The 19,824-nt window shown below is 64.3% G+C and carries 14 protein-coding genes; 9 read left to right on the plus strand and 5 right to left on the minus strand.

All coding sequences use genetic code 11. The annotated features are described in order from the left end of the window. Positions 1 to 63: 63 nt before the first annotated feature. Entirely contained in the window at positions 64 to 2,088 is a 2,025-nt protein-coding gene (locus PSEMAI1_RS0106790; RefSeq protein WP_024302141.1) for a site-specific recombinase, read from the minus strand. Positions 2,089 to 2,594: 506 nt separating this feature from the next. Between PSEMAI1_RS0106790 and PSEMAI1_RS0106795 the strand changes: the two genes are divergently transcribed. Next, entirely contained in the window at positions 2,595 to 4,571 is a 1,977-nt protein-coding gene (locus PSEMAI1_RS0106795; protein ID WP_024302142.1) for a methyl-accepting chemotaxis protein, read from the plus strand. A 107-nt stretch (positions 4,572 to 4,678) separates the two neighbouring features. Here the strand turns inward: PSEMAI1_RS0106795 and PSEMAI1_RS20855 are convergent, their stop codons facing one another. Next, complete coding sequence (locus tag PSEMAI1_RS20855; protein WP_024302143.1) at positions 4,679 to 8,035, minus strand: EAL domain-containing protein; 3,357 nt, start codon at positions 8,033 to 8,035, stop codon at positions 4,679 to 4,681. 9 nt (positions 8,036 to 8,044) lie between these two features. Beyond that, positions 8,045 to 8,983 carry a phosphate ABC transporter substrate-binding protein gene (locus PSEMAI1_RS0106805; protein WP_198019587.1) on the minus strand — a complete coding sequence of 313 codons (939 nt, stop codon included), beginning with the start codon at positions 8,981 to 8,983 and terminating at the stop codon, positions 8,045 to 8,047. Positions 8,984 to 9,326: 343 nt separating this feature from the next. On the opposite strand from PSEMAI1_RS0106805, the gene moaA reads away from it, so the two are divergent. The 4 genes from moaA to PSEMAI1_RS0106825 are packed head-to-tail and all read left to right on the plus strand — an operon-like array spanning position 9,327 to position 13,584. Then, positions 9,327 to 10,301, plus strand: coding sequence for a GTP 3',8-cyclase MoaA (gene moaA, locus PSEMAI1_RS0106810; protein WP_024302145.1), 975 nt, complete (start codon positions 9,327 to 9,329; stop codon positions 10,299 to 10,301). A 1-nt stretch (position 10,302) separates the two neighbouring features. Continuing rightward, positions 10,303 to 10,950 (plus strand): carbonic anhydrase, encoded by a 648-nt coding sequence (locus tag PSEMAI1_RS0106815; RefSeq protein ID WP_024302146.1) that lies wholly within the window; start codon positions 10,303 to 10,305, stop codon positions 10,948 to 10,950. After that, on the plus strand, positions 10,947 to 12,884 hold the full coding sequence (locus PSEMAI1_RS0106820) for a type IV pili methyl-accepting chemotaxis transducer N-terminal domain-containing protein (RefSeq protein WP_024302147.1): 1,938 nt from the start codon (positions 10,947 to 10,949) through the stop codon (positions 12,882 to 12,884). The genes PSEMAI1_RS0106815 and PSEMAI1_RS0106820 overlap by 4 nt, the downstream gene beginning before the upstream one ends. Positions 12,885 to 12,915: 31 nt before the next feature. Next, positions 12,916 to 13,584, plus strand: a complete 669-nt coding sequence (locus PSEMAI1_RS0106825) for a response regulator transcription factor (RefSeq protein WP_024302148.1) — start codon at positions 12,916 to 12,918, stop codon at positions 13,582 to 13,584. Positions 13,585 to 13,739: 155 nt separating this feature from the next. On the opposite strand, the gene PSEMAI1_RS0106830 is transcribed toward PSEMAI1_RS0106825, so the two are convergent. Then, entirely contained in the window at positions 13,740 to 13,928 is a 189-nt protein-coding gene (locus PSEMAI1_RS0106830) for a hypothetical protein (protein ID WP_024302149.1), read from the minus strand. Positions 13,929 to 14,253: 325 nt separating this feature from the next. Between PSEMAI1_RS0106830 and PSEMAI1_RS0106835 the strand changes: the two genes are divergently transcribed. Continuing rightward, on the plus strand, positions 14,254 to 15,027 hold the full coding sequence (locus tag PSEMAI1_RS0106835; protein WP_024302150.1) for a sulfite exporter TauE/SafE family protein: 774 nt from the start codon (positions 14,254 to 14,256) through the stop codon (positions 15,025 to 15,027). 126 nt (positions 15,028 to 15,153) lie between these two features. Here the strand turns inward: PSEMAI1_RS0106835 and PSEMAI1_RS0106840 are convergent, their stop codons facing one another. Beyond that, on the minus strand, positions 15,154 to 16,119 hold the full coding sequence (locus tag PSEMAI1_RS0106840; RefSeq protein ID WP_232219855.1) for an AraC family transcriptional regulator: 966 nt from the start codon (positions 16,117 to 16,119) through the stop codon (positions 15,154 to 15,156). A 75-nt stretch (positions 16,120 to 16,194) separates the two neighbouring features. On the opposite strand from PSEMAI1_RS0106840, the gene PSEMAI1_RS0106845 reads away from it, so the two are divergent. From PSEMAI1_RS0106845 to PSEMAI1_RS0106855, 3 genes are all read left to right on the plus strand, one after another. Further along, positions 16,195 to 17,121, plus strand: a complete 927-nt coding sequence (locus PSEMAI1_RS0106845) for a 4-hydroxyproline epimerase (RefSeq protein ID WP_024302152.1) — start codon at positions 16,195 to 16,197, stop codon at positions 17,119 to 17,121. Positions 17,122 to 17,195: 74 nt separating this feature from the next. Further along, positions 17,196 to 18,143, plus strand: coding sequence for a dihydrodipicolinate synthase family protein (locus PSEMAI1_RS0106850; protein WP_024302153.1), 948 nt, complete (start codon positions 17,196 to 17,198; stop codon positions 18,141 to 18,143). A 107-nt stretch (positions 18,144 to 18,250) separates the two neighbouring features. Next, on the plus strand, positions 18,251 to 19,822 hold the full coding sequence (locus tag PSEMAI1_RS0106855) for an aldehyde dehydrogenase (NADP(+)) (RefSeq protein ID WP_024302154.1): 1,572 nt from the start codon (positions 18,251 to 18,253) through the stop codon (positions 19,820 to 19,822). Positions 19,823 to 19,824 lie beyond the last annotated feature (2 nt).

Raw genomic sequence — 19,824 nt, forward strand, 5'->3', positions numbered from 1 at the left:
CTCATTTCCGAAGCAAGAAAAAAGCGCTGCTCGCGGGCAGCGCTTTTTTCATGCCGGAGCCGCTTAGCGCTGGCTCGTTTCCAACACCTCGGCCATGTCCTCCTCTTCGCCAGCTGGCCGGCGCGGCGGCCAGAAGAAGTCCAGTGGCCGGCGCAGGAAGTGGCGCCCCACCGCCGGTAGCAGCGGCAGGGCGTCGCGCAGCGTCAGCTTGCGCGAGCGCAGCGCCACCCACAGCGCCAGGTTGAAGCTCACCAGCAGGTTGAGGAGGCCGATCAGCCCGATGCCCAGCACCGACCATACCAGCGTCTGCCAGCTCATCACGTAGTCGAGGCCGACCGCCGCGAACGCCAGGTTGGCCGACGCGAAGGTGATGTGGCGGATGTCGATTGGTAGCCCCAGCAGCACGCCGATGGTGCCGGTCAGGCCGAGAAACAGGCCAAAATAGAAGTTCCCCGCCAGCGCTCCCAGGTTGTGCTCCACGTACTCGGCGACGCGGCGCGTGCGGCGCTCGCCGAGCAGGCGGTTGAGCCAGGGCAGGGCGGCCAGCCGCTCCGGGATGCGCCGGTAGATCGCCATATTGTCGTAATAACCGGCGATCAGCCCGGCCAGGAACAAGTACACCCCGGCAATCGCCGCATGGAACAGCGACAGGCTCGCCAGCGGGTCGATGTCGTGCAACAGATGCTGCGCCTTGGCCACGCTCACCGCCTGGGCGCCGAATAGCTGCTTCCAGCCCTCGGCGATCGCCCATGCCACCGGGATCGCCATCGCCACGTTGCCGACGATGGCGATGAACTGCGTGCGGAACACGCTCACCACCAGCTCCGTCAGCTCGCTCAACTGCGCCTTACCGCCGTTCGGGGTATGGATGGCGGCGGCCAGGCGCGCCGCGGTCATCGCCGGTTGCTTGGTGGCGATGGTGAAGTGCAGCAGCTGGATCAGCATGAAGCCGAAGGCATAGTTCAGACCGAAGGCCATCCCCTCTACCAGCAAGGGCAGGTGGGCCTGCGCCAGGGTTAGCTTGATCAGCGCCATGAAGCCGACGATCAGCCCGGCCCCCATCGCGGCCTTGGCCATGCCCAGCCACTCCTTGCGGCTCTCGGCGATGTAATGCTCGCCGCGCTGGCCGGCATGCTCGGTCACCTGCAGCGCCAACAGCTCGATGTTCGACGTGAACAGGTCGGACAGTTTGTGGCGGCGATTGTCGGCGCGCACCAGTTCGCCCGTGAGCCGGAACAGCGTCGGCTCGGCCACCGGGTCGTAGCCCGGCGTCAGCAGCGTCAACACCTGGCGCAGGCGGTGGATGTGCTGGCGCAGTCGCTGCAGGTGGTAAGTCAGGCCGACCGAGATGCCGTAGCGCGAGGCGTTCTTGCGGATACGCAGCACGATGCCCTCGCACTGCTCCAAGAGCACCAGGATGTGCTTCTCGTCCTCGTCAGCCTCGCTGTGATCCATTGCGGCGTGGCGCTGGCCCTCGACGAAGCGGAACACCTCGGCGTTCAGGTGGAGGAATGGCGACTCGAAGCGCTCGATGTCCGGATGTACCCGCACCAGCTCCGGTTCCAGACCGATCGCCACGATGCGCGAGGACAGCACCTGCACCGCCTCCAGCAGTTGCCAGCGGGTATGGGCGAGGGCGTCGGTGTCGGTTTCCTCCTCCCAGTGCAGCGCACGCCACAGGTCGCCACAGACCTCCTGCGGCAGCTCCTGCACCCACTGGTAGTCGCGTTTGTCACGGAACAGCTGGCTGAACACGTCCTTCAGGTAGCCGGGATTCTTCGGCGGCGGCAGCAGCCGTTCGCCGATGCGGGTCTTCATCGACGAGAAGAACCCCTCGTTCGACAAGATGCCGACGTCGGTATAGAGCTGAATCTGGCGCGTATCACCCAGTTGCCGCAGCAGGCAGCGCCGCAGGTTGGCGCGGTAGTCGGGGCGCTGCTCCAGCAGGTAGCTCAGTGCGCGCACGTTCTTGATCGCCTGTGCGCTGTCGGAAGGATGGGCTGGCCGGATCAGGTCGATCAGGGTGGCCAGCAAAGTCGTCGGGGAATGCTGCTGACTGTCGGCCAGCGTACGCAGCAAGGTATCCATAGGCAAGTTCTCCGGCCGGCTGGCGCCGGCGAGTGGATAGGATGGCCTAAGTTGGCCTGCTCAATAGGGGGGCGGTTGCCCAGTAGGAACCGGTTCATGGTCACACTGGGTGGTCCGAATCGGGGCCGGGCTCGCCGGCAAGGCCGTCATCGGCGCGATGTGCTACCCCGCTTGCGGAAGGCCCGCGAGGGCGTGTGAACCGGTTGTCGGAATGCCACGCAAACGAAGAAAGGCCATGGGGAGGCCGATTAGTTCTTTCGTATGAGTGTGTCGGGGCGGCGTAGCCGTTACCATGACGGGGAGTTATGGTGCCTTAAGCTGTCACCTTTGCCGCCCTGCCGATATGCTCCGTATTGTGCCCGATGGCGGAGCGATTTGTCCCGTTTTCCATCCCTGTTCGCCACGCTCATAAACGTGGTGGTGTGCATTGATGCTCATGAAGCATGCTAAAATATGATAGGCATGCTTATTGCATACGCCTTTGTGTTTAACTGGAGTCGACCCCGATGCTGTCCCGCCTTTCCCTCGCCGCCAAGCTGATGTTGCTGCTGGTTCCCTTCGCCTTGGTGACGATCGGCCTGGCGTCGATGATTGCGCTGGAGCGCTGGCGTGGGGTAGAGCAGCTGGAACTGTCGCAGCGCCAAGTTCACACGGCAGGGCTGGCCAGCAGCCTGATCCACGCCCTGCAGGTGGAGCGCGGCCTGAGCAACGGCTACCTGAACGCGCAAGGCAGTGTGCCGGCGGCGCTGGGCGAGGCGCGAGGCAAGACCACCGAGGCACTGGCCGCCTTCAAGGCCGGTCTGGCCGAAGACGAGGCGGCGGGGCAGGGCAGCGCGCTTGCCGCAAGTATCGCGACGCTGCTGCAACAGCGCTCCTCCATCGACGCCCGTGCCGTGGCCGCTCCGGCGGTGTTCGCCGGGTTTTCCGAGCGGATCGAGGCGCTGACCGGGCTGATCTCGCAGCTGGCCAAGTCCGGCCAGGAACCGGCGGCGTTGCGCGAGACGGCGGTGCTGCTCAACGTGCTGTGCGAGAAGGAGTTCGCCGGCCGCGAGCGCGGCTTCGTCAACGGCGTGCTGGTGCGGGGCGCCTTCGATCAGGCCAGCATGAGCCAGTTCGACGCGCTGGTGGCCAAGCAGGAGGTGTGCGCCGCGCAGGCGCGGCAGCTGGCCTCGGCGCATTTCCTGCAGCAAGTCGAGGCGCTGGCGCACAGCCCGGACGGCCAGGCGGTATTGGCGTTGCGCCAGACCCTGCGCAGCCAGCCGCTCGGTGAGCCGGCCGGCGTGACGCCGGCGCAATGGTTCGCCGACTCCACCCGCCGTATCGCCGGTCTCAAGACCCTGCAGGACGAGTTGCTGACCGGCATGGCCGCCCGTCTCGAGACGGCGAGTCGTGACGCCCGCACGGGCCTGCGACTCACCATCGGCGGCACCATCGCCGCGCTGCTGCTGCTGACCATCCTGGCCGTGCTGATCTACCGCGGCATCTGCCACCCGGTGCGCCGCCTGGAGGGGATCATGACCGGCATGAGTCAGGACCTGGATCTGTCGGTGCGCGCACGGGTTGCCGGCAGCGACGAAGTCGCGCGCATGGGCCAGGCCTTCGATCACCTGGTCGAGTCGTTCGCCGCCACGCTGTCCCAGGTCAAGCACAACGCCCATCAGCTGGTCGGCGCGGCCGATGCGCTGCAGGCAGTGTCGGGCCGTGCGGCGAACGCGGCAGAAACCCAGACCGAATCGTCCACCGAGATCGCCGCCGCAGTCGAGGAAATGGCCAGCGGCATCGCCATGGTCAAGGACAATACCCGCGAGTCACAGCAGATGGTGTGCGACATGCAAAACAGCCTGGACACCGGCCGCGCGCGCATGGGCGAAACCAGTGGTGTGATGCGCGACACCTCGGCGGCGCTCGGCCGGGCCGGCGAATCGATCGGCCAGCTGCGCGAGAAGTCGCAGAGCATCAGCACCATCATCACCGCCATCCGCGAGATTGCCGACCAGACCAATCTGCTGGCGCTCAATGCCGCCATCGAGGCGGCCCGTGCCGGCGAGAGCGGACGCGGCTTCGCCGTGGTGGCGGACGAGGTGCGCAAGCTGGCCGAACGCACCGCCCAGCAGACACTGGAGATCACCACGCTGGTCGACGGCATCCGCCAGGAGACCTTCGCCGCCGCCCAACTGATGGACTCCGCCCGCAGCCAGATGGACCTGGGACTCGAGCGAGTCGGCCTGACCGTGTCCGACCTCGACGGCATCCATCGCCAGGCCAGCGATTCGGCGCTCAAGTGCGAGGAAACCGCTGCCGCCATGCAGCAGCAGACCGCCGCCAGCGCCGACGTGGCGCAGAACGTCGCCCGCATCGCCGCGCTGGCCGAAGACAACTCGACCATCGTGCACCAGGCGGCGGAACTGGCCACCCAGCTCAACCAGACCGCCGGTGACCTGGTCGCCATGGTCGACCGTTTCAAGCACGAACAGAGGGGCTGAAGAGTGAAGGGGCCGGCAGGGTGGCGCCGTATCGTATCGCCATGCCGGCCAAGTAGGGGCCGCAGCATCGAGAGTCATTTTCCTGGCGGGCAACAAACGGATTCGTGCTAGTAGACACGAGGCGTGTCGTCGGCCGGGTGATAGGCGGAAGCGGGAGCGAGGGCACTCTGTGCCGGCCGAGGTAGCCGGTGCCCCTCCCGCAGCAGGGTCTCGAACTGACTGGCCGGTAAAGGGCGGCTCAGATAATAGCCCTGCATTTCGTCACAACCGTGTTCGCGCAGGTAGTGAAGCTGTTCCCGGGTCTCCACGCCTTCGGCGATCACCCTGCGCTTGAGGCTGTGTGCCAGCGAGATCACGGCCACGGCGATCAGCCTGTCGTCGGGGCTGCTCATGATGTCCCGCACGAACGACTGGTCTATCTTCAGCGTGTCGATGGGGAAGCGTCTGAGGTAACTCAGGTTGGACGAACCGGTGCCGAAATCGTCCAGCGACAAGTGCAACCCGATGGCTCTCAGTTCCTGCAGCATGAGCACCGCCCGGTCGGGTTCGTCCACCATCATGCTTTCGGTCAGTTCCAGCTCCAGCAGCGTTGCGTCCAGGCGGGTTTCCCGCAGGATGCGCTGCACCCTCTCGACCAGGTCGTGCTGGCGGAATTGGCAGGCGGACAGGTTGACGGCAACCCGCCCCACCGCCAGTCCGGCGTCCTGCCAAGCCTTGACTTGCGTACAGGCGGTGCGCAGCACCCACTCGCCGATGGGGAAAATCAGGCCGCTTTCTTCCGCCACCGGGATGAATTCCGCCGGAGAAACCATGCCCAGATCCGGAGCCTGCCAGCGAATCAGTGCCTCCATGCCGACGATGCGACCGCTGGGCAAGTCCGCCTTGGGCTGGTAGTGGAGCACGAACTCCTCCCGCTCAAGCGCATGGCGCAGGCGCACCTCCAGCTCCATGTCCCGCATGGTCTTGGCATTGATGTCCGGAGCGTAGAAACAGAAGCCGTTGCGCCCTTGTGCTTTTGCCTGGTACATCGCGGCATCGGCATGTTTCAGCAACTGCTCTTCCGACTCCCCGTCGCCGGGGTAGACGCTGATACCGATGCTTCCGCTCAGACACAGCTCCCGTTCGGCAAGCGTTCCGGGTTGGGCCAAGGCTGCCAGTATATTGCGTACTATCGGTACCGCGTCATCAACACGGGATAGGTCGGTGAGGAGAATCACGAATTCGTCACCGCCCAGACGGGCCACCGTATCGGTGAGTCGCACGCATCCCAGCAGCCGCGCGGCGGTGGCCACCAGCAGCACGTCGCCATTGTCATGGCCGAGACTGTCGTTGACCAGCTTGAAACGGTCCAGATCGAGCAGCAGCACGGCTACCAGCCGCCCGGCACGCTGCGCGTGCAGCATGGCCTGGCGCAGGCGGTCCCTCAGCAGGTTGCGGTTGGCCAGCCCGGTCAGTGCGTCGTGGGTGGCCTGATGTTCCAGTTGTGCCTCGTAGGATTTGCGTTCGGTGATGTCGCTGAGCACGCTCACCAGGTGGGTGACCCTCCCTTCCTCGTCATGAACCGGTGCCACGGTCAGTTCGTTCCAGAACAGTGAGCCGTCCTTGCGGTAATGGCGCAGTTCGGCCTGGCCGGCGCGCTGTTCTCGCCGCGCGGCGTGAATCTCCTCCAGGGCCCGCTGCTCCTGGTCCTCGCCCAGCAGGAAGCGGTCGTTGCGCCCGATGGCCTCGGCCGCGGTGTAACCGGTGATGCGTTCGAACGCCGGATTGACATAGACGATAGGGGTGTCCGGCAGGCCGAGATCGGTAATGACGATGCCGTTGCGGCTGGACTCGATCGCCCGCTCGCGCAGGCGCAGGGCCTCTTCGGCCCGCTGGCGGGCCTTGCCGGTACGCAGCGCCGCGATACCGAAGGCCAGATCGTCGGCCAGTTCGTGCAACAGGGCTACTTCCTCGGCATCGAAGGCCAGCGGGTCCTCCGAGTACAGGGTCAAGGCGCCGAGCACCCGGGCGGCAGCGGTCAGCGGCAGGGATATGGCCGCCGCCACGCCACCCCCGGGCGGCAGGTCGTGGCTGATGATGGTCCGGCCCGTCCGGATGGCGGCGCTGGTCGGTCCGGTGTCTCCCTCCTCCGGCAGGATCCCCGGCCCTTCTCCGCTGGCCGCGTGGGCAACCCGTTGCCACGCGGTGGTCTGCTCCGGGGGGGCGTAGGCGACGAAGGCCAGGCGGTAGCCCCCGATGTCGACGATATGGCGACAGATGTCATCGAGCAGCGTACTCTCTTCGTCCGCCCGCACCAGCGCCTTGTTGCACTCGCTCAGCACTCGCAGCGTGCGGTTCAGCCGTGTAACGGCGGCCTGGTTTTTCCACAGCGCATCGGCCATGTCGTTCAGCGCGTGGCTCAATACCGTAAACTCGTGGCCGCCGTCGGGAGGCAGTCGCATGGAGAGGTCGCCGCGCCCGATGCGTACGGCAAAGTCCATGCAGCGGCGCACGGAATGATTGATGTTGCGGGAGATCAGCGCCGCGACGAGAGTGCCAAGCAGCAGCGCGGCCAAGCCGCTGCCGATCGCCGTCGCGGTGCTGGCACGCGCCAGCTCCTGTGTCTGGCTCAACGTGGCGGCGGCGCTGTCCACTGTAGAGGCATAGAGGTGGTCCAGCAGCGGCTCGACGGTGTTGACGGTGGCAAGATAGCGCTCCGTTCCCGCATTGATTTCCTCCGTGATCCGGGCATAGCGTTGAAACGACACCACATAGCTGTCAAGCAGTCGGCCTAGCCGGGCTCGCAGCGGTGGTGGCAGGCGGGCAAACTCGGCCTCGGCCTTGAAGCGGTCGGCGGTGGCCTGCAGCGCGACAACATACTTGTCCTGGTCGCGCAACAGGAAATCCTTCTCGTGCCGCCGCAGTGTCAGTAGGTCGATCGTCAGCCGAGGCAGGTCATGCTGCTCCACGATGGCTTCGATCTCATGCGCCTTAGTGCGTAACTCGCCTTCCAGGTCCGAGTCCATCCGGCCGAGGCGGCCGTAGCGTTCGACCACCTGCATGAAGCCGGACTCGTAGCCACTGGCGAGTCGTTCGATCTCTCGCGTCTCCCGAACCGTGGCCGGATCGTTCCACAGTTGGCGGATCGCAGCCATGTTCTCGCGGATCTGGGCGATCTCGTTTTGCAGCAGCGTTGCATAACGGGACTTGGCCTCGTGGAAGCCGAACTCCCGCACCTTCAACAGGAAGTCCTTCTCGTAGCGGCGGGCCTTGTTCATTGCTGCCTTGCTTCTCAAACTGCGTTCAGCGATGTGTTGCTCGGTGTCCAGATAAGACTTGAGAGCGGACAAGGTGCGGTAGTCGCTGCGCAAGGAGACCAGGCTGACAGCCAGCGTCAGGCCGATCATCGTGGCGAACGCCAGCGCCAGTTTGGCCCGCAGGCTCAAGCCCCCCGCGGCGGGTGAGAGGAGGTTGGGCTGGGGCATGACTGGCACTCAGTCCAGATAGGGGACGAAGTCGTTGGCCTGGACCAGGTCGGTTACCTGGGGCGACAAGGCAAATTCGATGAAGGTACGCGTCAGCCCACTCGGGGTGGTTTTGGTCACCAGCGTGAGCGGGCGCGAAATGGGAAAGTTGCCGTTACGGATGTTCTTGCTGGTGGCCGGTACGCCATCCAGGGCCAGGAGCCGGATCGGAACACCGGCCTGCATCTTGCGCTCGGCCTCGCCGACCGAGGTGTAGCTGATGCCATTGGGGTCGTTGGCGATTTCGGCGATGCGAACGGCGTTGTCACCGGTTTGCCGACTGGCCTTGATGTCCTCGTACTTGAGGTTGAAATACTGGCTAAACAATTCCGCCGAACTGTAACTGGGCTTTGGGTTGAGCACCGTGATCGGCTGGTTCCTCCCTCCCAGTTTGTCCCAGCGCGTGATGCGGCCGGTGAAGATGCCGACGATCTGCCGGTTGGAGAGCGAGCGCACGAGGTTGTCCCGGTGCACGATGAGGCAGATGCCGTCCCGGGCGATGGGTACGCCGTAGAGATCGGCCTCCTTGTCGGAGAGTGCACGGGAGGCCATGCCGATGTCAGCCTTGCCTTCTCGCGCATCGCTGATCCCTCGACCCGATCCTCCGGTTTGCACTTCCACCTGCACGCCATGGTGCAGGCTCTGGAAACGTTTGCCGATGTCCATCATCAGTGGCGCCATGGTGCTGGAGCCGGTGAGCAGCAGCCGTCCCGACAGGGCCGCTGGCGCAGTGCTCATGGGAGTCGGACCGGTTTCCGCGCCGGCCGCACCGATGCACAGGAACACCGCGATCGACAGGGTGCGAAATAGCTTGTTCGGCCCGCTCATGAAATCCTCCTCGTCGCTGCCGTCGTGCTTGAAGCACAGGGCATGCTTAAATAGGGAGTGCCCGTGATCGACGGTGGGCATCTTGCACCATTCCGGTGAGGCACGAAAATCGTAGGCATGCTGCGCCGGAGGGGGCGTATTGTGGGAATGGGTGGAATGGATACGCCCTTCAAGGGTAGACTTTTGGCATGTGTTATCAACTTATTTATACGAACGGCATTTAAACGCCGATTTTCTGTTGATCGATGGCGCCAGCGAAATCCCCCTTCCATGCTTGGTGCGGTTTATGGCCATGTCCATGACGGCTCTAGTTACTTCGGTGTAGAAGGAGGTGGTCGTTTGTGGGAATGTGCACGGCTTTTGCTTTCGATATACTGAATGATGAAAAGCTTAAGCCCGGGGAGCTTCCCCGTCTGGAGTTGACATGCTGACCGACCGCTTCGGCCGCACCATCGAGTACCTGCGGCTATCGGTGACCGACCGATGTGATCTGCGCTGTACCTACTGCATTCCCAAAGGCTTCAAGGGATTCGAGGAGCCGGAGAACTGGCTGACCTTCGACGAGATCGAACGCGTGGTGGCGGCCTTCGTGCGTCTCGGCACCCGGCGCGTGCGTCTCACCGGGGGGGAGCCGCTGCTGCGGCGCAACCTGCCGCAACTGGCGGCCCGCCTGTCGGCGCTCGATGGACTTAACGACCTGTCACTCACCACCAACGCCACCCAGCTCGCGCGCCACGCCGATGCCCTGTTTCAGGGCGGCGTGAACCGCCTTAATATCAGCCTCGACTCGCTCAAGCGCGAGTGCATGCACGAGATCACCGGCCGCGACAGCCTGCCGCAGATCATGGACGGCCTGATGGCGGCCAAGGCCGCCGGCTTCGCCCCGATCAAGATCAACATGGTGGCGATGAAGGACGTCAACGAGTCCGAAATCGAGAATATGGTGGCGTTCTGCATCGAACAGGGTTTCGTGCTGCGCCTGATCGAAGCCATGCCGATGGGCGAGACCGGGCAGTCGGCGCATTACCTCGATCTGCAGCCGGTGCTGGAAAAGCTGCGCGCCACCTTCGACTTGGTCCCGCAAGCCGAGACGCTCGGCGGCGGCCCGGCCCGTTACTGGAAAACCCGCGACAACGCATTCTCGCTCGGTGTCATCACGCCGATTTCCCAACACTTCTGTGCTACCTGCAACCGCCTGCGCCTGTCGGTGGACGGCACGCTCTACATGTGCCTGGGGCAGGATGAGCGTTTCGAACTGCGTCCGCTGCTGCGTGCCGGCATCAGCGATGCCGGACTGGAGGATGCCATCCGTACCGCCATCGAGCTCAAGCCGGAAAAGCACGAGTTTCGCGAGAAACCGACCAAGATCGTGCGCTTCATGTCGATGACCGGGGGGTGACATGCGCTCGGTCGAACCACTACTGCAAGGATTCCGCCGCTTCCAGTCGCGCTATTTCGGTGAATTGGACTTGTTCGATGAGCTGCGCCATGGTCAGCGCCCGAGTACGCTGGTGATCGGCTGCTGCGATTCGCGCGTGCATCCCGCCACCCTGACCGGCTCCGAGCCGGGAGAGCTGTTCATCGTGCGCAACGTCGCCAACCTGGTGCCGCCCTGCGACGAGACGCTGACGCACGCCAGCGTGGCAGCGGCGCTGGAATTTGCCGTGCTGTCGCTCAAGGTCGAGCGTATCATCGTGTTCGGCCATGCCTGTTGTGGCGGCATCCGCGCCCTGATGCAGCGCTCGGTCGAGGAGTCCAGTGCGTTGAAGCGTTGGCTGGAAATTGCCGAACCCGCGCGCCGCTTCGTCGAGTCCAGTTGCGCCGACGCCAGCGACGAGGAGCGCCTTCGCCAATGCGAGAAGGCGGCGATTCTGGTGTCTCTCGACAATCTGCTGTCCTATCCGTGGCTGCGCGAGCGGGTGGAGCAGGGCACGCTGCTGCTGGACGGCTGGTATTTCGACATTCACGACGGGGCGTTATGGGGATTTGACCCGCAGCAGAAAGGCTTCGTACCATTGGTATGCCCCATCCAGAAACCTGATACATGAACCTGCCTCCCCCGGCCGAACTGTCCCGCCCCTTGGGCCTCGGCCTGTCGGCCAAGATCATCGGTGCCTTGTTGGCCGTTTTGCTGATGGCGCTGAGCGCCATCGGCGCGACGCTATGGCTGTCCTGGCAACTCCAAGGCGGCGCAGCCGCCATCAACGACGCCGGCAGTCTGCGCATGCGCGTCACCCGGCTGTCGCTGGACGTGCAGCGCTTCCACGATGGCGAGCTGCCACGTGCTATGGTCGAGACCGCCATCACCCATTACGACCGGACCCTCGTCCTGCTGAAGCGGGGCGACAGCTCGCGTCCCTTGCTGGTGCCGCGCACCGCGCAGATCCAGCTCGACTTCAAGCATGTCGCGGACCAGTGGAACGAGCGCATCCGTCCGCAGGGGCTGGCGCTGCTCGCCGCCGGGAGCGGCGCCAGCTTGCAGTCCATCAAGCAGTTCCAGTCGATGACCAGCCAGTACGTCGACGTGATCAACCGCTTCGTCGCCGACATGGAAGCCTACAATGCGCGCAATACCGAGTATCTGCGCTACTGCCAGCTGATGCTGGCGGCACTGGGGGTAGTGGGCACGGTGGCCCTGATCTATCTGATGATGCTGCTGGTGCTCAACCCCCTCGATAAGCTGCACCAGGGCATCCAGCAACTGGCGGAGGGCCATTTCGACGTGGCGGTGCCGGTTGAATCCGACGACGAGTTCGGCCAGGTGAGCCAGGGTTTCAACCTGATGGCGCAGCGTCTGGCCGAGGCCCGCGCCACGCTGGAAGAGAGGGTGCGTGCCAAGACCGCGTCACTGCGGCAGAAGAACCAGGAGTTGGCGCTGCTCTACGAGATCGCCGCCTTCCTGAACCAGCCGCAGTCGCTGGAAAGCCTGTGCCAGGGCTTTCTCTCCAAGGTGATGGCGGCGTACCGCGCCGATGGCGGTGCGGTACGGCTCACCGACCCCGAGCAGGGCATCGTCTACGTGGTGGCCGACCAGGGCATGCCGGAAGCCTTGCTCAAGGAAGAGCATTGCATCCGCGTCGGCGACTGCCTGTGCGGCGAAGTGGCCGAAACGCCGGCGAGCCGCGTGGAGACGCTGGGAACAGGGGATGACAAGGGGTGCAGCCGTGAAGGCTATCGCGTCATTTCCGCCTTCCCGATCACCGTGCAGGGCCGCGCCCTGGGCCTGTTCAACCTGCATTATCGCGAGGCCGTCATCATGACCCCGCAGCAGACCCGTCTGCTCGAAGTGCTGGGGCAGAACCTGGCCGTCGCCATCGAAAACCAGCGCCTGTTCGCCAAGGAGCGCGAGCTGGCGGTGCTGGAAGAGCGCAACCTGGTGGCGCAGGGGCTGCACGACAGCATCGCCCAGGGCTTGTCCTTCCTGAACTTGCAGGCCCAGATGTTGCGCCAGGCTCTGCAGTTGAACGACAAGGATCTGCTCGACGACACCGTCGGCCTGATCGAGACCGGCATCAAGGAGAGCTACGACGACGTGCGGGAGCTGCTCAATAACTTCCGCTCCAAGCTGTCGGAAAGCCTGATGCAGGCCATCTCCACCGTGCTGGAGCGCTTCCGCCGCCAGACCGGCATCAAGGTCGAATTGCGCTCCGAAGGGCTGACGGTGCCGCTGATGCCGGAGCAGCAACTGCAGATCCTGTTCATCCTGCAGGAAGTGTTGTCCAATGTGCGCAAGCATGCGCAGGCCACGCAGGTGGTCGTCCGCCTGAAGGACGACGGCAGTGCCTTCGAGCTGGATATCAAGGACAATGGCGTCGGCTTCGCCATGGACGCGGTGGCCGGCAAGGCCGACACCCATTTCGGCCTGTCCATCATGAAAGAACGGGCGGCGCGTGCCGGCGTGGCCCTGCGCATCAGCAGCCAGCCCGGCCATGGCACCTCGGTACACCTGAAACTGCCGCGTGCGCAGCGCAAGGCCGCCTGACCATCGACATCGACTTTGACCAGAGAGAGTTATGCCTGACAACCCGATCCGTATCCTGTTGGTCGACGACCACACCCTGTTCCGCAGCGGCATCCGCATGCTGTTGTCGCGCCAGCCCGAGCTGGCCGTCGTGGGCGAGGCCGCCGATGGGGCGGAAGGGGTGAAGCTGGCCAAGCAGCTGATGCCGGACGTGGTGTTGCTCGACCTGCACATGCCGGGCATCTCCGGCGTGGAAGCGCTGAGCCTGCTGCTGCAGGACAACCCGACGCTGGCGGTGGTGATGCTGACCGTGTCGGAAGACGCCGACGACCTGACCGCGGCACTCAAGGCCGGTGCGCGCGGCTATCTGCTGAAGAACATCGACGCGGACTTCCTCAAGCAGTCCATCATCAAGGCGGCCGCCGGCGAATCGGTCATGAGCGAGGCGATGACCGCCAAGCTGATGGCGCATTTCCGCGCCGGCGCGCCGGCACCTTCGCAACAGCAGCAGGAGCTGGAAAAGCTGACGCCGCGCGAGCGGGAGATTCTCGGTTTCCTGGCGCAGGGGCAGAGCAACAAGGAAATCGCCCGCACGCTCGATCTGGCCGAGAGCACGGTCAAGATTCACGTGCAGAACATCCTGAAGAAGCTGGGGCTCTCGAGCCGGGTGCAGGCGGCGGTGTACGCGGTCGAGCACGGCGTCGCGCGACGCGGCGAGTAACAACAGGGGAAGCGAAACGAAGGCGGCCTTGGCCGCTTTTTTCATTTGCGCGGCGGACCCAAACTGGGACTGCGGGGCCGGCGGCGGGCATCAACACTCCTCCCCGGCCACGTCGCTGGCCCGATCGAAGTTGTGCTCCCCGGCGAAGGGGTCAATCAGAAAATATCGTCACAGCGTTCGGCAAGGAAGCGGGCATCGTCCCGGTCGTGCGCCCGTTGGCGAACTTTTTGCTGCCGGACTTTTTCCGCTTCGCTGAGCTGCGGTTTGGCTACCGCGTAAAGAAAGCTCTCATGCTGGTCGCGAGCCTGTTTTCGACGAACGCTTAGAGGGATACGAGAGATCATCCTGTCTCCTCATCTACTGCTTCACTGGCATGGTTCACCAGAAGGCATTCGCTTTACAAAATGAGCCTAATTCCTTCTTTTGTAAAGCATAAAGGGGGTTTTGTTCCGCGCGATGTTGCAGGAATGTCCCTGCCAGCCAGCATGACGCCGAATCATTTCGGTTTCATGTCGGGCCGGGTACGAACGGGTGCCGGTTTGATGACGGCGATATGGCGGATGAGAGCAATAATGATCTTTTAGAATATTGATCTAATTAGAAAATCTATTTGGTTATAACGTAATCGGTTACTCTCTCGTATCGTTTTCGAGAGCGTCAGGGGGTCTTATGGAGTTGGGCTATGTCGTAGCCGGTCTTCTCGTTGGTTTTGTCGTCGGGTTGACCGGTGTGGGCGGAGGCTCGCTGATGACCCCCATCCTGCTGTGGTTCGGAATCTCGCCCGCCACCGCGGTCGGTACCGATCTGTTGTATGCGGCCATCACCAAGGCCGGTGGCGTGCTGGTGCACCATCGCCAGCGCCATGTGGACTGGGGTATCACCATCCGCTTGGCGGCCGGCAGCCTGCCGGCCGCGCTGGTGACCTTGCTCGTGCTGTCCAACATCGATCTGCCTACCGCCACCATCAACGCCGTGATCAAGCTGAGCCTGGGCGTGGCCCTGATCCTGACCGCGCTCGCCATCCTGTTCAAGCCGCTGCTGATCAAGTTCGCGCACCGCGTTCACCCCGGCCTGCTGGATGAGACCCGCGCCCGCACCGTGCCGACGGTACTGATCGGCGTGATGTTGGGGGTGCTGGTGACGCTGAGCTCGATCGGTGCCGGTGCGCTGGGCACGCTGGCGCTGTTCCTGCTCTACCCGGCGCTGCCGACCACGCGTCTGGTGGGCACCGAGATCGCCCACGCCGTGCCGCTGACGCTGGTGGCCGGTATAGGTCACGCCAGTATGGGCAACCTCGATTACGGCCTGCTGGTCAACCTGCTGATTGGGTCGCTGCCGGGCATCTGGATGGGCAGCCGGCTGACCAGGAAGATGGCGGAGAGCTGGATGCGCCCGGCGCTGGCGATCATGTTGGCCATCGTCGGCACCAAGTTGGTGTACTGATCGAGACATCGTCTTTTCTCAAGCCCGGGGCGCCGATGCCAACATCGGCGCCCCGGGCTTTTGTACGTCTTGTGGTACGCGAGACGCGTGCGGCCGTGGCTGTGACAAAGCCTAAGCCCTTATCCATCAGCTTCGCTCCGTAGCCTGTCGATACTGCCGTGGTGTAAAGCCGGTCAGAGCCTTGAACTGCCGGCTGAATGCGCTGTGATCGGTGTAGCCGCACTGCAGTGCCACATCGGTAATCGGCATTTTGGTATGCAGCAAGCGATGCGCATGTTCCAGGCGTGCCTTGTGGATCATTTGCCGTGGCGTCAGATGGAAAACCCGCTTGCAGTGCCGTTCCAATTGTGCGGCTGAAATACCGGCAATCCTCGTCAACTCACCCATGGTAATGGGGCGATTGAAATGAGCGCGAATGTATTCGTCCACGGCGGCAAGGTGCTGATAAGCGGGATGCGTGTTGCTGGCCGATTGCAGGTCAACCGAGATGCCCATCAACCCGATGATTTCTCCTTTGCGGTTGTACAAAGGCCATTTGTACGTCAGGCACCAGCCAGGTTCGCGGTTCTTGTAAAGATGCAGTTCTAGCTGGTTCTCAAGAACCAATCCCTGCTCCAGAACCCGTCGGTCCTGCTCTGTATAGCCAGGGCCCAGCTGCGCCGGAAAGACTTCAGCGCTGGTTTTACCCAACAACGGCTGCAGCTGCTTCAAGCCGCAGCGCTGCACCAGAGTGTGATTGGCAATAAGGTAGCGCGCCTCTACATCCTTAATGAATATCGCCGCATTCGGGATGACATCCAGTAGAGGCAGCAACGGCGCCACTCCCGCCAGCCATTCCTCGATGGTTTCAGGACGGCGTTGCTCATCCCCCTGGTACAACATGGCAAGTGCGCTCGGTGTCATGAATTCCACTCCCCGGTCTCCGTGCAACTCCCCCTTCCCGTTCCTGCTTTCAGGGGCAAAGCAAGAAGCTTGCAGCACGGCTTGCGTCATGTCGAGCCGCCCGTGAGGCTGGCAATGCCAATCGCACACTACCAAAACTATGCCGATTTCGTCATCAAAGATGAAGATAACCATCAAGATTATCGGCATCGATGAGTCCATTCTATGGCTTAGAAATTGACTGCAGGACTCAACTCCGATTGGCTCTTGTAAATGGACAGGATTATGAAACAGGTACACATCATCGATTCCCACACTGGCGGTGAACCCACTCGCCTGGTGATGACAGGCTTTCCCGAACTGGCTGGCAGCACGATGGCCGAGAAGCGCGACGCGTTGCGCGAGCAGCACGACAAGTGGCGCCGTGCCTGCCTGCTGGAGCCGCGTGGCAACGATGTGCTGGTCGGCGCTCTATATTGCGAGCCGGTATCGCCAGGTGCTACCTGCGGCGTGATTTTCTTCAACAATGCCGGCTACCTCGGCATGTGCGGCCACGGCACCATCGGCCTGGTCGCCTCGTTGCATCACTTGGGGCAGATCCAGCCCGGCGTGCACAAAATCGACACCCCGGTCGGCCCGGTCAGTGCCACCCTGCATGACGACGGCGCGGTGACCCTGCGCAACGTACCGGCCTACCGCTACCGTCAGCAGGTCCCGGTCGAGGTGCCCGGCCATGGCCGCGTTTACGGCGATATCGCCTGGGGCGGCAACTGGTTCTTCCTGGTCGCCGATCACGGGCAGTCGCTACGGCTCGAGAATGTCGACGCCCTGACGGAGTTCACCTGGGCGATGCTCAAGGCCTTGGAGGACCAGGGCATCCGCGGCGAAGACGGCGCCCTGATCGACCATGTCGAGCTGTTTGCCGACGACGACCAAGCCGACAGCCGCAACTTCGTCATGTGTCCAGGCAAGGCCTACGACCGTTCGCCCTGCGGCACCGGTACCAGCGCCAAGCTGGCGTGCCTGGCGGCCGACGGCAAGCTGGCCGAGGGCGAGCGCTGGGTTCAGGCCAGCATCACTGGCAGCCGGTTCGAAGGCCGTTACGAATGGGAAGGAGAGCGCATCCGCCCGTTCATTACCGGCCGTGCCTACATGACCGCCGACAGCACGCTGCTGATCGACGAACAGGATCCCTTCGCGTGGGGCATTTGAGCCAGCACGTCTGACGCCGCCCCGGCGGCCCCTTTACCTCCATCACCCGAATGAATGCTGTAAGGAGCAAAGCAATGAGCGATAACATCTTCACCGGTTGCATTCCTGCCCTGATGACCCCGTGCACCGCCGAGCGCAAGCCGGACTTCGATGCCCTGGTAGCCAAGGGCCGCGAGCTGATCGACATCGGTATGAGCGCCGTGGTGTACTGCGGCTCCATGGGCGACTGGCCGCTGCTCACCGAAGCCGAACGCCAGGAAGGCGTGGCGCGTCTGGTGGCGGCCGGCATCCCGACCATCGTCGGTACCGGTGCGGTCAATACCCGCGAGGCAGTCTCCCACGCCGCTCACGCCGCCAAAGTAGGCGCCCATGGCCTGATGGTGATCCCTCGTGTGCTCTCCCGTGGTGCCTCGCCGGCCGCGCAAAAAGCGCACTTCGCCGCCATCCTCAAAGCCGCCCCGGGCCTGCCGGCGGTGATCTACAACAGTCCTTACTACGGCTTCGCCACCCGAGCCGACCTGTTCTTCGAGCTGCGCCGCGAATACCCAAACCTGATCGGCTTCAAAGAATTCGGTGGTGCCGCCGACATGCGCTACGCGGCCGAGAACATCACTTCCAAGGACGATGAGGTCACCCTCATGGTCGGTGTCGATACCCAGGTCGTGCACGGTTTTGTCAATTGCAACGCTACCGGCGCCATCACCGGCATCGGCAACGCCCTGCCGCGCGAAGTGCTGCACCTGGTGGCCCTGAGCAAGCAGGCCGCCAAGGGTGACGCCAAGGCCCGCCGCCTTGCCCGCGAGCTGGAATCGGCACTGGCGGTGCTGTCGTCTTTCGATGAAGGCTGCGACCTGGTGCTCTACTACAAGCACCTGATGGTGCTCAACGGCGACAAGGAATACACCCTGCACTTCAATGAGACCGATGTGCTCAGCGATGCCCAGCGCTGTTACGCCGAGACCCAGTACGCGCTGTTCCGCGAGTGGTACCGCAATTGGTCGGCAGAACAGAACGTCGCCTGACGCACACACCGGCCTGCAGGGCGGTGCCTCGATGCGCGCCGCCTCTGTTTGCGCCCACTGCGCACCCCCGTTGCGTAGCTGGGCTACCTACTTTCGCAGGAGTCACCATGAACTTGACAGGCAAGATGCTGATTGGCGGGCAAGCCGTCGCCGGCAGCCGCGAAGCGATCCAGGCAATCGATCCGGCCACCGGCAAACCGCTCGAGCCGGCCTATCCCGGCGGCACCGGCGAGCATGTGGAACAGGCCTGCGCCCTGGCCTGGGCCGCCTTTGACCGCTACCGTGAGACGTCGCTGGCGGTCCGCGCCCACTTCCTCGAAACCATTGCCGACGAGATCGAAGCCCTTGGCGACGAGCTGATCGAGCGCGCCGTGGCCGAGAGCGGCCTGCCGCGTGTCCGGATCCAGGGAGAACGTGGCCGCACCTGCGGGCAACTGCGCACCTTTGCCCGCACCGTGCGTGCCGGGGAATGGCTGGATGTGCGGGTCGACACCGCCCAGCCGGAGCGGCAGCCCTTGCCCCGCGCGGACCTGCGCCAGCGTCACGTGCCGCTGGGCCCGGTGGCGGTGTTCGGGGCGAGCAATTTCCCACTGGCCTTTTCCGTCGCTGGCGGTGACACCGCCTCGGCCCTGGCGGCGGGCTGCCCGGTGGTCGTCAAGGCCCATGGCGCCCACCCCGGCACCAGCGAACTGGTCGGCCACGCCGTGGCGCGTGCCGTGGCGAAATGCGAACTCCCCGAAGGCGTGTTCTCGCTGCTGTTCGGCTCTGGCCGTGAAGTGGGTATCGCCCTGGTCAGCGACCCGCGCATCAAGGCGGTCGGCTTCACCGGTTCGCGCAGCGGCGGCATCGCCTTGTGCCAAGCCGCCCAAGCCCGCCCCGAGCCGATCCCGGTGTATGCGGAGATGAGCTCGATCAACCCGGTGTTCCTGTTCCCGGCCGCCCTGCAAGCACGTGCCGACGCATTGGCGCAGGGTTTCGTCGCCTCGCTGACCCTGGGCGCGGGCCAGTTCTGCACCAACCCCGGCCTGGTGCTTGCCCTCCAGGGGCCGGACCTGGACCGCTTCATCGCCGCTGCGGCGGATGCCGTCCGACGCAGCGGCGCGCAAACCATGCTCACCCCGGGCATCTTCGACGCCTACCAGGCCGGTGTCGGGACGCTGGCCAGTCACGCCCTGCCGGTTGCCGCCGGCCTGAGCGCCGAAGGCCCGAACCAGTGCCAGCCCCGGCTGTTCACGACAACGGCGCGGGACTTTCTTGCCAACCCGGCCCTGCAGGCCGAGGTCTTCGGTGCCGCCTCGCTGATCGTGCAATGTGCCGACGGCGAGGAGATCCGCCAGGTCGCCGAGCATCTGGAAGGCCAACTGACCGCCACGCTGCACCTGGACGACGGTGACCTGCACGCGGCCAGGGCCTTGCTGCCGACCCTGGAGCGCAAGGCCGGCCGCTTGCTGGTCAATGGCTGGCCAACGGGTGTCGAGGTGTGCGATGCCATGGTCCATGGCGGGCCGTTCCCGGCCACCTCCGATGCGCGCAGCACCTCGGTCGGTACTGCCGCGATCCAGCGTTTCCTGCGCCCGGTCTGCTACCAGAATTTCCCGGACAGCCTGTTGCCTGCCGCACTGCAGCACGGCAATCCGCTGCACCTGCGTCGCCTGCTCGATGGCCGGAGAGAGGCCTAGGT

This window comes from Pseudogulbenkiania sp. MAI-1, assembly GCF_000527175.1.
GTDB lineage: Bacteria > Pseudomonadota > Gammaproteobacteria > Burkholderiales > Chromobacteriaceae > Pseudogulbenkiania.